This is a genomic window from Citrifermentans bremense R1 (assembly GCF_000426865.1).
GTDB classification, from domain to species: Bacteria; Desulfobacterota; Desulfuromonadia; order Geobacterales; family Geobacteraceae; genus Geomonas; species Geomonas bremensis.
Genome location: NZ_AUGE01000001.1, coordinates 475323 through 489197, shown reverse-complemented (window position 1 = coordinate 489197; position 13875 = coordinate 475323). Strand labels below are relative to the sequence as shown.

The 13875-nt window shown below is 62.4% G+C and carries 10 protein-coding genes; 7 read left to right on the top strand and 3 right to left on the bottom strand.

The window, feature by feature from the left end:
- Window positions 1–105 precede the first annotated feature (105 nt).
- From K419_RS0102225 to acnB, 4 genes are all read left to right on the top strand, one after another.
- Window positions 106–1338, top strand: a complete 1233-nt coding sequence (locus K419_RS0102225; RefSeq protein ID WP_026840136.1) for a cohesin domain-containing protein — start codon at window positions 106–108, stop codon at window positions 1336–1338.
- A gap of 239 nt (window positions 1339–1577) precedes the next feature.
- Complete coding sequence (gabD, locus tag K419_RS0102220; protein ID WP_026840135.1) at window positions 1578–3035, top strand: NADP-dependent succinate-semialdehyde dehydrogenase; 1458 nt, start codon at window positions 1578–1580, stop codon at window positions 3033–3035.
- Window positions 3036–3138: 103 nt separating this feature from the next.
- Window positions 3139–3906, top strand: coding sequence for a formate dehydrogenase accessory sulfurtransferase FdhD (gene fdhD / locus K419_RS0102215; protein WP_026840134.1), 768 nt, complete (start codon window positions 3139–3141; stop codon window positions 3904–3906).
- 250 nt (window positions 3907–4156) lie between these two features.
- Window positions 4157–6676: a bifunctional aconitate hydratase 2/2-methylisocitrate dehydratase gene (acnB, locus tag K419_RS21460; protein ID WP_035496796.1), complete on the top strand. Its 2520-nt coding sequence runs from the start codon at window positions 4157–4159 to the stop codon at window positions 6674–6676.
- Between the two features lie 93 nt (window positions 6677–6769).
- Here the strand turns inward: acnB and K419_RS0102205 are convergent, their stop codons facing one another.
- Window positions 6770–8536 (bottom strand): M3 family oligoendopeptidase, encoded by a 1767-nt coding sequence (locus K419_RS0102205; protein WP_026840133.1) that lies wholly within the window; start codon window positions 8534–8536, stop codon window positions 6770–6772.
- Window positions 8537–8848: 312 nt separating this feature from the next.
- Here K419_RS0102205 and K419_RS0102200 point away from each other — a divergent pair, with 312 nt between their 5' ends.
- Window positions 8849–9631 carry a helix-turn-helix domain-containing protein gene (locus K419_RS0102200; protein WP_026840132.1) on the top strand — a complete coding sequence of 261 codons (783 nt, stop codon included), beginning with the start codon at window positions 8849–8851 and terminating at the stop codon, window positions 9629–9631.
- Here K419_RS0102200 and K419_RS0102195 read toward each other — a convergent pair.
- The gene (locus K419_RS0102195; protein ID WP_084154085.1) at window positions 9621–10313 is read right to left on the bottom strand and encodes an HAD family hydrolase; all 693 of its coding nucleotides are present in this window, start codon (window positions 10311–10313) and stop codon (window positions 9621–9623) included. The two genes, K419_RS0102200 and K419_RS0102195, sit on opposite strands and share 11 nt — an antisense overlap.
- 56 nt (window positions 10314–10369) lie before the next feature.
- A complete protein-coding gene (gene thrC / locus K419_RS0102190; RefSeq protein ID WP_026840130.1) occupies window positions 10370–11746 on the bottom strand; it encodes a threonine synthase in 1377 nt (458 codons plus the stop codon).
- A 458-nt stretch (window positions 11747–12204) separates the two neighbouring features.
- Here thrC and rimP point away from each other — a divergent pair, with 458 nt between their 5' ends.
- Window positions 12205–12687, top strand: a complete 483-nt coding sequence (gene rimP / locus K419_RS0102180) for a ribosome maturation factor RimP (protein ID WP_026840129.1) — start codon at window positions 12205–12207, stop codon at window positions 12685–12687.
- A 37-nt stretch (window positions 12688–12724) separates the two neighbouring features.
- Window positions 12725–13873, top strand: a complete 1149-nt coding sequence (gene nusA / locus K419_RS0102175; protein WP_026840128.1) for a transcription termination factor NusA — start codon at window positions 12725–12727, stop codon at window positions 13871–13873.
- Window positions 13874–13875: the final 2 nt, after the last annotated feature.

Below are 13875 nucleotides of genomic sequence, written 5' to 3'. Positions count from 1 at the left end.
TATGCCTTGGGGCTGTATGACACGTGTCTTGACAGTTCAAGCGGCACTGACTAAAGTGGAGCCTTGTCCAATCCGGCTCCCGACTACACAGTTAAGAGGTTTTCAATGTCCATAAGAAGTGCGTGCCGCCGATCGTTGATACTGTTCATGCTGTTGATCGTTCCCGCTCCCCTGCTCGCCGCGCCGTTTCTGTCCATCGCCTCGCCTTCGGCCGACGGCGTATTCGTGCTGCGCGGGGAGCAGATGGCAGGCGTCGCCGGGCTCGATATCACCATCGGCTACGACAGAAACACGCTCTCCACACCGCACATCGCCATGGGAAGCCTCGTAAAGGACATGCTGAACTCCAGCAACCCGAGCAACCCGATCAGGCTTGCCATTGTCGGCTCCAAAGGGATCGCGACAGCAAGCGGCGTCATCGCCACCATCACCTTTGAACGCGTCGGGGAGTCCGCCGGCGCGATCACTTCGCTGACAGCCTCCCTGATCGATGAAAAAGGGAACAAGCTTCCCATCGCCCCCGCCGCCATCGACAATCCGCAAACCCCGACGCACGCGGAGCCTTCCGCCGAGGCTCCTCCCGCAGACGGCGCCAAGGATAAGGACGAGCCGCTTGTGATCGATGCCACCTCGCACCCCAGCCGCCCGGCTCCTGTCGTTCTGGGTGGCAGCGTGACGCTCCCCCATGAGGAAGTCGCGCCGGCGGAGCCAAAGCGCGCGCCCCAGGAGGCCGAGCGCCAGGAAGTCGCCGAACTCCAGCCGCATCGCAGAGAGCCCGCGCCGGTAGAGCCGCGCGATCCCGAGCCGAAAGCTGCGCCGCAAGCCGTGACCCAGCCGGTGCACCTGCCGAGCGTCTTGGATCGTTTCCGGGAGTTCAAGGGGGAGCGGACCCTCGCCAACCTGACCTCCCTTTTCAAAGCGGCGGGGGAGCGCCCGCTGCTGCAGATCCCGGCCATAGCGATTGCGGACGGCAGCAGTACGGTGACCCTGGTCATCGCCATGGAAACCGGAGACCGGCCACCGGTTTTCGCTTTCAAAGCTGTGCGCTACGTCTCGGTCAGCCGGAGTGACGAAGGGGAATGGGAGGTCGAGGTGAGACCGGAGGCCGGTGTGGTCGACGCCAGCATCACCATGCTCTACCACGGGCTTTCCCAGGAATTCCCGCTCATCGTGGCGCCGGCTGTTCGTCTTCCCGCGGCGCCGGAGGCGGCTTTCCGCAACTTCCTGGCGGCGGGCGCCGACCTGAACGGCGACGGCCGGGTGGACTACCTCGACGACTACATCTTCACGGCCAACTTCCTGGCCCAATCGCAGGAGCCGGCCCAGCAGAAGGAATGATCCGACGGGGGTAGAGCCAAGGGGGACAGGCACCTGCGGAGCCAGTCCCCTCCCCCTGGTGCCCCCTCGGCCTGCCCCAGAGCCTTGGGGGCATCTGCGTCGTGAGGCGCGGGATTCACTCAGGTTTTTCCTGTTGCCGCCGGATTACGGATGAGGTATACACAATCTGCCCCGGCATCAGCCGGCGTTAACCTGTCGAGCCGTCGACATCATATATGAGTTTCCAGGGGGAGGAGCCGATGTTAGTTCTCAAGGACAGCAATCTTTTCCAGCAGCTCTGCTACATAAACGGCGCATGGACCGGCGCGGACAGCGGCGAGAGCATCGATGTCACCAACCCTGCCACCGGCGAAAAGCTCGGAACCATCCCCAAGATGGGGGGCGCCGAGACCCGGCGCGCCATCGAAGCCGCCAACGCCGCGTTTCCCAAGTGGCGCGCGAAGACGGCGCAGGAGCGCTCCACCATCCTCAGGCGCTGGTCCGAACTGCTCCTGGAACACCAGGAGGACTTAGCCGTCTTGATGACCGCGGAACAGGGGAAGCCGCTGGCCGAGTCGCGGGGCGAAACCGTTTATGCCGCGTCGTTTCTGGAGTGGTTCGCCGAGGAGGCGAAACGGATCTACGGCGACGTGATCCCGCCGCATCAAAGCGATAAAAGGATCGTGGTCCTGAAGGAACCGATCGGCGTCTGCGCCGCCATAACCCCTTGGAATTTCCCCTCCGCCATGATCACCAGAAAGGCCGGGCCCGCGCTCGCCGCCGGGTGCACCATGGTGGTAAAGCCCGCGACCGCCACTCCGTATTCGGCGCTGGCACTTGCCGAACTTGCCCGCCGTGCCGGGGTCCCCGACGGCGTCTTCTCGGTTGTCACCGGCTCCGCCGCGGGCATAGGCGGGGAGATGACGGCGAACCCCATCGTGCGTAAGCTCACCTTCACCGGTTCTACCGAGATCGGGAAGAAGCTGATGGCAGAGTGCGCCGGCACCGTGAAGAAGGTCTCCATGGAGCTTGGCGGCAACGCCCCCTTCATCGTCTTCGACGACGCCGGCATCGACGCCGCGGTCGAGGGCGCGCTCATCTCCAAGTACCGCAACACCGGCCAGACCTGCGTCTGCACCAACCGCTTCCTGGTCCAGGACGGCGTCTACGACCGCTTCGCGGACAAACTCGCGCAAGCCGTCGCCAGGATGAAGGTCGGCGACGGCCTGAAAGGGGAGACCCAGCAGGGTCCGCTGATCGACATGAAAGCGGTGGAGAAGGTAGAGGAACACATCCAGAACGCGCTCGCCGGCGGCGCGCGCGTGGTGACCGGCGGCAAGCGCCACGCGCTGGGGGGGAGCTTCTTCGAGCCGACCGTCCTGGCCGACGTGAAGCCCGGGATGCTGGTGGCGAAAGAGGAGACCTTCGGGCCCTTGGCGCCCCTGTTCCGCTTCAAGACCGAAGAGGAGGCGATACACATGGCCAACGACACCGAGTTCGGCCTCGCCGCCTACTTCTACAGCCAGGACGTCTCCCGGGTCTGGCGGGTCGCCGAGGCCATCGAATACGGCATCGTCGGCATCAACACCGGCCTTATCTCCACCACCGTCGCCCCCTTCGGCGGCGTCAAGGAATCCGGCATCGGGCGCGAAGGATCCAAGTACGGCATCGAGGACTTCCTCGAGGTCAAGTACCTCTGCATCGGCGGGGTGAAGTAGCCGCGCTCCTCCCCCGGAGGGGGAGGCTGGGAGGGGGGTGCTGCCAGAGCACGGTGCCCGGAACCGCGGGGGCACCTAAGCGGCGTGGGAAGAAAAGAGTCTTATGAACCAAGTTCACAGATACGCAGACGGCGAGCTTATCCCGGGGGAGGCCCCCCTGGTGCAGGAGTTCCCGCTGGTGCTCAGGGTGAACGACCGGGAGTTGGTCACCCTGATCGCCTCGCCCCATGACCTCCGGTTCCTGGTGGCTGGATTCCTGCGGGTCCAGGGTTTCGTTGCGGCCCCCGAAGACTTCCTGATCTTGAGCGTCTGCAACGACTACGGCATCGCCAACGTCCGGATACGCGGCGAAATCCCTGCCGACCTGAAGCCTGTGCTGACCTCTGGCTGCGGCACCGGCATCACCTTCAGCCTCCCGGGAGCAGAGACCTTGGAAGACCGGTGGAGCGACTCCCCCCCGGTCCCGGCCGCGGCCGTCTTCGAGCTCATGAAGCGCTTGGCACTTCTTTCTGAGAAATACAGCAAGCACGGCGGAGTCCATTCCGCCGCTGTCGGAGACTGCGAGGGGAGGCTCCTCTTGCATGCCGAGGATATCGGCCGCCACAACACCGTCGACCGTCTGGCCGGGGAGGCGCTGTTGCGGGGGGTGCCGCTGGAGGGAACCCTCCTGGTGAGTTCCGGGCGAGTCTCCGCCGAGATGGCGGCGAAGGCGGCGACCCTTGGCGTGAGGCTCATCGCCTCCCGTACTTCCCCCACCGACATGGCCGTCACCATCTGCCAAAAGGCAGGCATCGTGCTCATCGGCTATCTGAAAGTGGGGAAATTCACCGTGTACGCCCACCCCGAGCAACTTCTGGTCCCGCACGCCTGACCCTCATCCTTCGCCGCCTGTCATTTATTTTTCCAATCAACACCCCGTCGCTCTCCGCTTCAGCCAACTCCAGCTTCGAAAAAAACGGCACCTCGCCGGAAATGTCAGAACCGGCGTTTTATCTTCCTTTTTCAGCAATTGACAAAGCGGGGTAAAAACTGTATACAGTATCCACTCAAATGAAGCTCGTCTGTCAAGACTATGTCTCCATAACTGCCGTAAATAGCTGCACAAAATCTGAGGAGGGACCATGATTGAAGCGTATCTGAAGCAAGAGGCAGAAAGAAAAGCACTCGGTATCCCCGCCAAGCCGCTCGACCCGGAGCAGACCGCGGAACTTTGCAAACTGCTGGAGGCGCCGCCGGCCGGCAAAGAGGCGTTCCTGCTCGAGCTCCTCAAGGAGAGGGTTTCCCCGGGCGTCGACCCCGCAGCCGAAGTGAAGGCCGCCTTCCTCGCCGGTATCGTTTCCGGCGCGAAGAAATCCCCGCTCATCTCCAAGAAAGAGGCAGTCCAGATCCTCGGGACCATGCTGGGCGGCTACAACGTAGCCCCGCTGGTCGCAGCGCTCAAGGACGCCGAGCTTGCCGATGAGGCCGTCAAGGCTCTCTGCGGCACCACCCTGGTTTACGACGCGTTCGACGAGGTGCTGGCGCTTTCCAAATCCAACGCCTCCGCAAAAAAAGTCATCGAGTCCTGGGCCAACGCCGAGTGGTTCACCTCCAAGAAGGGCCTCCCGGAGACCGTGAAGGTGAAGGTCTACAAGGTCGACGGCGAGATCAACACCGACGACTTCTCCCCGGCAGGCGACGCCTGGAGCCGCCCGGACATCCCGCTGCACGCACTCGCCATGGGCAAGACCCGCTTCCCGGACGGCAACGCCACCATCGCCAAGTTCAGGGCCGATGGGTTCCAGGTTGCTTTCGTGGGCGACGTCGTGGGTACCGGTTCTTCCCGCAAGTCCGCCTGCAACAGCGTCTTGTGGCACATCGGCCAGGATATCCCCTGCGTCCCGAACAAGCGCCGCGACGGCATCATCATCGGCGGCGTCATCGCGCCGATCTTCTTCAACACCGCGCAGGACTCCGGCGCGTTCCCGATCAAGACCGACGTGGCCAAGATGAAGACCGGCGACGTCATCGTGATCGACTCCAAGAAGGGCGAGATCAGGAGCGAGGGGGGCGAAGTCCTCTCCACCTTCACCATCGCGCCGAACACCCTTTCCGACGAATTCCGCGCCGGCGGCAGGATCCCGCTGATCATCGGCCGCGCACTCACCGACCGCGCCCGCAAGGCTCTCGGCCTCGCGCCGACCGACGTCTTCACCCTCCCGGTCAACCCGGTGCCGAAGGCAGGCCAGGGTTACTCGCTGGCGCAGAAGATGGTAGGCAAGGCCTGCGGCGTCACCGGCATCCTCCCGGGCACCGCTTGCGAGCCGAAGATGACCACCGTCGGTTCCCAGGACACCACCGGTCCCATGACCGCCGACGAGCTGAAAGAACTCGCTTGCCTCAAGTTCCTGGCGCCGATGTTCATGCAGTCCTTCTGCCACACCGCCGCCTACCCGAAACCGGCCGACGTCAAGATGCACAAGACCCTGCCGCAGTTCATCATCGAGCGCGGCGGCGTACCCCTGAAGCCCGGCGACGGCGTCATCCACTCCTGGCTCAACCGTCTCCTCGTGCCGGACACCGTCGGTACCGGCGGCGACTCGCACACCCGTTTCCCGATCGGGATCTCCTTCCCGGCAGGTTCCGGCCTCGTTGCCTTCGCGGGCGCCCTGGGCTTCATGCCGCTCGACATGCCGGAATCGGTACTGGTCCGCTTCAAAGGCAAGTTCAACCCCGGCATCACCCTGCGCGACGCGGTCAACGCCATCCCGCTTTGGGCCATCAAGCAGGGGCTCCTCACCGTGCCCAAGAAGAACAAGGTCAACATCTTCAACGGCCGCATCCTGGAGATGGAAGGGCTTCCGGAGCTTTCCGTCGAGCAGGCATTCGAGCTGACCGACGCCGCCGCCGAGCGTAGCGCCGCAGCCGGCTGCATCAAACTCTCCGAGAAATCCGTTGCCACTTACCTCCGTTCCAACGTGGCGCTGATGAAGCAGATGATCGCCGACGGCTACCAGGACGCGCAGACCCTGCAAAACCGCATCGACGCAGCCAACGAGTGGCTGAAGGCGCCGAAGCTTCTCGAAGCCGACGCCAACGCGGAATACGCCGCGGTGATCGAGATCGACCTGGCCCAGATCACCGAGCCGATCCTCGCCTGCCCGAACGACCCGGACGACGTCAAGATCCTCTCCGAGGTTGCCGGCACCCCGATCCAGGACGTGTTCCTCGGTTCCTGCATGACCAACATCGGCCACTTCCGCGCCGCCGGCGAGATCTGGAGGGGGACCAAGTTCAACCCCAACGTCCGTACCTGGATCTGCCCGCCGACCCGCATGGATCAGGCGAAGCTTAAGGACGAGGCTTACTTCTCCGTCTACAGCGCCATGGGCGCGCGCGTGGAAATCGCCGGCTGCTCGCTCTGCATGGGGAACCAGGCACGCGTGCCCGACGGGGTGAACATGTTCTCCACCTCGACCCGTAACTTCGACGACAGGATCGGCAACGGCGCCAAGGTGTTCCTCGGCTCCGCGGAACTGGGGGCCGTCACCGTCAACCTCGGCAAGCTCCCGACCCCGGCCGAGTACCTGGCGGCGTACCAGGAGAAGGTCGAGCCGAACAAGGCGAACGTCTACAAGTACCTCCAGTTCGACGAGATGTAATAAAGAAGCACAAAGCAGCAATGAAAAAGGCCCGCCTGGAAACCGGCGGGCCTTTTTGCGTTTTCTCTCTTTACGGGCCTGCATGCAGAAGCGTTACAACAGCGCCTTCAACTCCTTGATCAGGTCGCCCAGCAGGTCGTACCCCCCCTGCCAGAAGCTCGGGTCGCTGAAGACGATCCCTCCCGGGGCGAGAGTGTCGCCGGGGGACTTGGAACCGCCGTCGGCGAGTATGTCGCGGTAGACCGGCACGAAGCTCTCGCGCTCCTTCAGGTAGCGCTGGAACAAGGAGAGCACCACCAGCTCGGCGCAGGTGTAGGAGTAGCAGTAGAAACGGGCGTGGATGAAGTGGGAGATGTAGCTCCAGCCGTAGCGGTACGGCTCTATCATCTCGACGGCGTCGCCGTAGAGCTTCGCGTTCTCCTGCCACCACATGTCGCAGAGCTCGCTGGCGGTCAGAAGCCCATTCGCCCGCTCCAAGTGCATCCGTTCCTCGAACCTGGTAAGGACGTTCTGCCGGAAGGTGGTGGCGATGATGTCCTCGATCTTCGCGCAGAGAAGCGATTTCTTCACCTCCACGTCCGTCTCCTGCTCCAAAAGCTGCCGGGTCAAAAGCATCTCGCCGAAGACCGAGGCGGTCTCGGCCAGCGGCAGCGGGGGATGGTAGTTGAGCATGCTCTGGCGCTGCGCCAAAAGGTAGTGGATGCCGTGCCCCACCTCGTGCGCCATGGTGGATACATCGCGCAGGTTTCCGGTGAAGTTCAAAAGCAGGTACGGGGGGAGCGACGGGATCATCCCCATGCAGAAGGCGCCTCCGCTCTTGCCGGGGCGAGGGAGGACGTCGACCCTCTTGCCGGTGAAGAAGGAATCGGCGAGTTCGGCGAACTCGTCGGAGAAGCCGCGGTAGGCAGCGACCGTCATGGCGCGCGCCTCCTCGAAGCTGTACTTGCGGTCGCTCTCGGAGATGGGGGCGTAGACGTCGGTATTCTTCAGGCGCGGGATGCCCAGAAGCTGCGCCTTGAGACGGAAATACTCCTGCGCCAGCGGGTAGTTCTCCTCGGAGACCCGCATCAGGCTTTCTACCACCTCGTCGGGGATCTCGTTACCGAGGTTCGTAGGCTCCATGGGATGGCTGTAGTTTCTAAGCTCCAGCTCCTGGGAGTGGTCCAAGGCGACGTTGTTGAAGACGGCGGAAAACATGATGCCGTTTTCCTCGTGGCGTTTGAGGAAGGTGCCGAAGGCCCTTTCCCTAAGCCCTGCGTCCGGGTGGTGCAAGAGCGCCAGGAGCTCCTCGCCGGTCATCTCCCGCGTCTCTCCTTCCATCTCCAGGGTGTAGCGCAGCGAGGCGGAGACCTCGTCGAAGAGGCGGCAAAACGCCTGCACCCCGGTCAGGCTCTTTTGCGCTAGAAGGCTTTCTTCCCGCTCGGTCAGGGTGTGCTTCTTGAACTTGCGCAAAACCTGCAGGTAGTGGCGGTAGTTTTCCAGCAGCAGGTCGTCCGCAAGCTTCGCGAAGGGCTCCTCCTCCATCTGGATCAGTTCCAGGTCGAAGAAGATCAGCTCCCTCCCCATGGCGTTGCCGAACTCTTCGGCTTTCTGCGACAGCCGCTTGTGCTCGTCGTTCTCGCTGTCCGCGGCGAAGAGAAGGTGGGCGTAGAGCTGAGGCGTCGCCAGCTTCTCCTGCAGGGACTCGTATTGCTTCAGCGCTTCCAGGAGCCCCTCTGCGTCGAGCTCCGCCACCTTTCCGCGGTAGCGCTCGCGAAAGGCGGCCACCTGGCCGGTCCCTTCTTCGAAGGCGCGGGCAAGTTCCGGTGCGGAAGGGGCGGGGTAGAGCGGGGTCGTATCCCAATTGAGGTCGCTTTGCATGGTTTCTCCCTTGATGCTTGGTGAATCGTCAATGATTTCATGGAAATGCAACCGATAGTAATGCATGGGCTAAGCAGTGTCAAGAAAGGGCAGGGCCGCGCCAAGTGGAAGCCATCGTCAAGAGGACAATCCTTTTTCTTGACAACAGTTAGCGGTGCGATAAGAATACTCGTTGTTAAAAAACGCCAATGAAAAGAAAATGCCTCCAGTTCCTCATCGGGACGCCTCCAGCTGCAAAGCGAGGAGGGAGTTGAGATTCCCCGTTTCCGCAGGTGATGCTGATCCCCGAAAAAACAAATGAGAAGGTTGTCCATGGAAAAACTTCTGGTGGTTGAGGCGGAAAAGCCCCTGTGCCTGCAATTGGAATCGGTGCTTTCCCTGGAATACGAAATCGTTGAAGCAGAGGGGCGCTCCGATGCCATGAAGCTCTTCCTGCAGCTTTCCCCGAAGGTGGTGCTCCTTGGCCTCGGCCCGGACCCTGTGGGGGACCCTGAAGGGGTGGTGGGGCTCATGGACGGGATGCTGAAGCTGCGGCCTGGTACCAAGGTCGTGCTGCTCGCCTTGCCCGCGCAGCGGGAAGAGGTGCACTCGGCCTTGCAGCGAGGCGCCTACGACTTCCACTGGAAGCCGGCCGGACTGGCGGAGTTGCAGGTCATCGTCCGGCGTGCCTTTCATCTGAGCGAGGTCGAGGAGCAGCATCTGGCACTGAAGAAGACGCTGGAGCGGACCACAGCGGGGATAGAGGGGATCGCCGGGCAGTGCATGGCGCTAGGCCAGCTCTTCGCGCCCAGGCAAACGGGTCAGCTGCAGGAGACCGGCCTCTCCTACCGGGCGCGCCTGGTGAGGGTCCCGCCCGAGCGGCGGGGTCGCGGGGGCGAGAGCGAGGGGGAGGAGGAGGGCGCCCTGGTGGGGCAGATGACCCTGCGGGAAGCGCGCGACAAGGTGGAGAGGTTGATGGTCGAGGAGGCGGTAGGCAACAGCGGCGGGAACATGACCCGGGCCTCCGAGCTCCTCGGGGTGAGCCGCCCCGCCCTGTACGACCTGATGAAGAAGTACGGCCTCGGCAAGAAGGTGCAGCCGCCGGTCAGATATTGACGGTCATGCCGCCGTCGCGAGGGATCAGCTCGCTGAAGTAGTGGATGGTGTGGAAGCGCTCGGAAAGCGAAGGGACGGAGGTGGAGCTGAAGCGCCCGACATGGATCAGGTAGCCGATGCCGAAAAGCCGCGCCGTCTCCAGGTTGGTCTCGCTGTCCTCCCCGAGCATGCTCCGCGTAGGTATGTACGGTATCACCTGCTGCAGTTTCCCCCAGAAGGCCGGATCCTCCTTGGGAAGTCCCAGGTCGTGGGCCGAGACTATCCCGTCGAAGTAGCTCCCAATCCTAGTTCTGTGCAGCTTCAAGTTGAGCGTCTTACCGTGGGCGTTGGTGACCAGGTACGTCTTCTTCCCGTGCTGGCGCAAAAAGAGCAAGAACTCGGTGACGAAAGGGTGCACCGCAATCAGGTGGTTCAGCTCTTCCTTTAGAACCGGGATGTCGAGCCCCAGCTGCTCGGACCAGTAGTCGAGATCGGTCCAGTTGAGGGTGTTTTCCTGCGAGCGGAACATGCGGTACAGCTTCTCTTTGGCCGCCTGAACGGTGCCTCCGTGTTTCTCGGCGTAGCGCTTGGGGACGTGCTCCACCCAGAAGTGGTCGTCGAAGTGCCGGTCCAAGAGCGTGCCGTCCATGTCCAGCAGTACGGTGTCGATGAGGGTCCAGTCGATTTTCAGGGGGAGGGGCATGTGGGGTCTTCCTCGGCAGGCGGATCGGCTGGAGCCGATCCGCCTGATGCTGCTCTTTACGCCTTGGCCTTGACGAACGCCTTGATCTTCTCCTGGTCGGGCGCCATCAGCTCGCAGCGGGTCTCTTTCCCCACCAGGGCCGCCAGCGCCGGGGGGAGCGGGGGAGGGGAGCCTACGGCGCGCTCGACGGCATCCCCGAATTTCGCGGGGTGCGCCGTGGCGAGGCAGACGACCCTCGGGTGACCCGGCGCGCATTCCAGGGCGCCGCGCACGCCGACCGCGGTGTGGGGGTCGAGGAGGTAGCCGGTTTCGCGGTTGAAGGAGGCGATGGTATCCAGGGTCTTCTGCTCGTCCACCGTGCAGCTCATGAACTCCGCCTGCACCCTTAGCACCTGCTCCTTGGTGAACGCGATCCTGCCGGTCGACTGCAGTTCGGCGAAGGCGCTGCAGACCTTCTCCGGGTTCTCGTCCCAGAGGTAGTAGAGGTAGCGCTCAAGGTTCGAGGCGAGCTGGATGTCCATGGAGGGGGAGACGGTCTGCACCACCTTGCCGAGCGAATAGTCGCCGGTTTGCACGAAGCGGGCGAGGATGTTGTTCTCGTTGGTGGCCAAAAGCAGCTTCTCCACCGGGAGCCCCATCCTTTTCGCGAGGTAGCCGGCGAAGATGTCGCCGAAGTTGCCGGTGGGGACGGAGAAGATCACCTCTTTTTGCTCCGGGAGCCTACCCCAGGCGTAGAAGTAGTAGACCACCTGGGCCAAAACGCGCGCCCAGTTGATCGAGTTCACCGCGCCGAGCGCGTACTCCTTCTTGAACTGCAGGTCGTTGAAGAGGGTCTTCACGATGTTCTGGCAGTCGTCGAAGGTCCCCTCCACCGCGACGTTGTGCACGTTCTCGTCGAGCACGCTGGTCATCTGCAGCGCCTGGATCGGCGAGGTCTTCAGGTGCGGATGCAGGATGAAGATGTTGATGTTCTCCTTGCCGCGCACCCCGGCGATGGCCGCGCTCCCGGTGTCGCCCGAGGTGGCGCCGAGGATGTTCATCTTCTCCCCGCGCTCCTTCAAAAGGTATTCGAAGAGATTCCCCAGAAGCTGCAGCGCCACGTCCTTGAAGGCGAGGGTGGGGCCGTGGAAGAGCTCCAATATGTAGACGCCGTCCTTTTGCACCAGCGGGGTGGTCTCCTCGTGCTCGAAGCTGCCGTAGGAACGGTCGATGAGCGCCTTCAGGTCGAAAGCCGGTATGTCGGTGGCGAAAAGGGAGATGACATTGAAGGCGAGTTCGCGGTAGGGGAGCTTGGACCATGCGGCCAGGGTGCTGCGGTCGAGCTGCGGGATCGATTCCGGAAGAATCAGCCCGCCGTCGGTGGCAAGTCCCATCATGACCGCGTCCTTGAAACCGACCGGCGCTATCTTTCCCCTGGTGCTTATGTATTTCATGTGGATTCTCTTTCTGCTGTAGGTGGTTTTGCCGTTTCGGCAACGTCAATATATAGCAGTTAAAAGTTTAAAAGTGAAGCGATTGCTGGCCGGGCAGTATTTGGGCGAGCCCTGAAGTCCCTCATCCTTTCCTGGACTGACACTGCAACGACTGTCGCAGGCACAGCGAAAGAGAGCTATCGGTGCAGGCAAGGTAGCGACAGAAGTAAAATAAGTCCATGCAATATTAAATATGCCTCATTGACCTCGCGCCATCGTCTTTGGCGCCGGTTATCTTGCACAGGCAAAATGACCGCTCTATCAGCCGTCGACGCGGCTCGAAATGCTGGAAAACGGCCGAGTTTTCCAAAAAAAGCGCTTGCATAAAGAACTCTTCCATGCTAAATATTGGGCACATGTTAACGTTCACTCAAAAGTGAGCTCCTCCGGCTCGCTTTTTTTTATGGGAAATCCTTGAGATGGCGAAGGTCGACGTAGTAGAAAGAGTAACTGAGATTATTGCGGAAGTGGGCGCCCCGCTCGGCATCGAACTGGTCGACCTGGAGTACAAGCGCGAGGGGCGCGATATGGTGGTGCGGGTTTTCCTGGAGAAGCGGGAAGGGGGCATCAACCTGGACGACTGCGCCGACGTGAGCCGGCAGCTCTCCGACATCCTCGACGTGGAAGATTTCATGCCGGAGCGTTACACGCTGGAGGTTTCCTCCCCCGGCATATGCCGACCGCTGAAGAAGGTGGCGGATTACGAGCGTTTCCTCGGGCACCTGATTAAGGTGAAGACCTTCGAGATGCTCGCCGACGAAGCTGGCAACAAGCGCAAGACCTTTACCGGGAAGCTCACCGGCATAGCGGACGGCGTGATCGGCATCGATCTCACCGAGGGGCAGCACGCCCGCGTCCCTTTGGACAAGGTGGCCAAGGCGAACCTGGAATTCGAATTCTAAAAATTGACTATACCTAGCAAGTGAAGGAGACCGTGACGTGGAAACAAGCTTTAACCTCAAGCACACGATCGACCAGATCGTAAAAGAGAAGGGGATCGATAAGAGCATTGTAGTGGAGGCGCTGGAGCAGGCTGTCCTCACCGCTGCCAACAAGAAGTTTCGCAATACCCGCGACCTTGAGGCGCACTACAATCCCGAGGAAGGCGAGGTGGAGCTGTTCGAATTCGTTACCGTCGTGGAAGAGGTGCAGGATTCCTATCGCGAGATTGAGCTGGACGAGGCGCGCGAGGAGGATCCTGAGGTAGAGATCGGCGACTCCATCGGCATGAAGATGGACGCTTCCGGCTTCTCCAGGATCGCCGCCCAGACCGCAAAGCAGGTGATCATCCAGCGCGTGCGCGAGGCCGAGCGCGAGACCATCTTCAACGAGTTCATGGAGCGCCAGGGGGAGATCGTCAACGGCGTGGTGCGCCGCTTCGAGAAGGGTGACCTGATCGTCGACCTGGGTCGCGCCGAGGCGCTTTTGCCGCACAAGGAGCAGGCCCCGCGCGAGGTCTACCGTCAGGGGGACCGCGTCAAGGCGCTCATCACCGAGATCCGCATGACCACCAAGGGGCCGCAGATCATGCTCTCCCGCACCCATCCCACCATGCTCGCCAAGCTTTTCGAAGCGGAGGTGCCGGAAATCGCGGAGGGGATCGTCGAGATCAAGAGCGTGGTGCGCGAGCCGGGCGGGCGCGCGAAGATCGCCGTCTACTCGCATGACTCCGACGTCGACCCGGTCGGCGCCTGCGTCGGCATGAGGGGATCCCGCGTGCAGAACGTGGTCTCCGAGCTGCGCGGCGAGAAGATCGACATCATCCCCTGGAGCGAGGATATCGCCCGCTTCGCCTGCAACGCGCTGGCTCCCGCCGTGGTGACCAAGGTGTACGTCGACGAAGAGGATTACGCCATGGAGGTGATCGTGGCGGACGACCAGCTTTCGCTTGCCATCGGCAAGCGCGGCCAGAACGTGCGCCTGGCGGCGAAGCTTACCGGCTGGAAGATCGACATCAAGAGCGAGACCCGCATGGCCGAGGCCGAGCTGCAGCAGTTTGCCTCCTACGACGGCACCGAGGTGGAAGAGGAGCCGGCCGAAGAGGCGACGGAAGCCCAGCCGCAGGTCGAGGCCGAAGAGGAGATCTAGCG

What these genes read in the sequence shown, in the direction of transcription:
- K419_RS0102195 (WP_084154085.1), bottom strand. Translation starts at nt 10,313, where the DNA reads ATGCCCCTCCCCCTGAAAATCGACTGGACCCTCATCGACACCGTACTG.
- gabD (WP_026840135.1), top strand. Translation starts at nt 1,578, where the DNA reads ATGTTAGTTCTCAAGGACAGCAATCTTTTCCAGCAGCTCTGCTACATA.
- acnB (WP_035496796.1), top strand. Translation starts at nt 4,157, where the DNA reads ATGATTGAAGCGTATCTGAAGCAAGAGGCAGAAAGAAAAGCACTCGGT.
- thrC (WP_026840130.1), bottom strand. Translation starts at nt 11,746, where the DNA reads ATGAAATACATAAGCACCAGGGGAAAGATAGCGCCGGTCGGTTTCAAG.
- K419_RS0102200 (WP_026840132.1), top strand. Translation starts at nt 8,849, where the DNA reads ATGGAAAAACTTCTGGTGGTTGAGGCGGAAAAGCCCCTGTGCCTGCAA.
- K419_RS0102205 (WP_026840133.1), bottom strand. Translation starts at nt 8,536, where the DNA reads ATGCAAAGCGACCTCAATTGGGATACGACCCCGCTCTACCCCGCCCCT.
- K419_RS0102225 (WP_026840136.1), top strand. Translation starts at nt 106, where the DNA reads ATGTCCATAAGAAGTGCGTGCCGCCGATCGTTGATACTGTTCATGCTG.
- fdhD (WP_026840134.1), top strand. Translation starts at nt 3,139, where the DNA reads ATGAACCAAGTTCACAGATACGCAGACGGCGAGCTTATCCCGGGGGAG.
- rimP (WP_026840129.1), top strand. Translation starts at nt 12,205, where the DNA reads ATGGCGAAGGTCGACGTAGTAGAAAGAGTAACTGAGATTATTGCGGAA.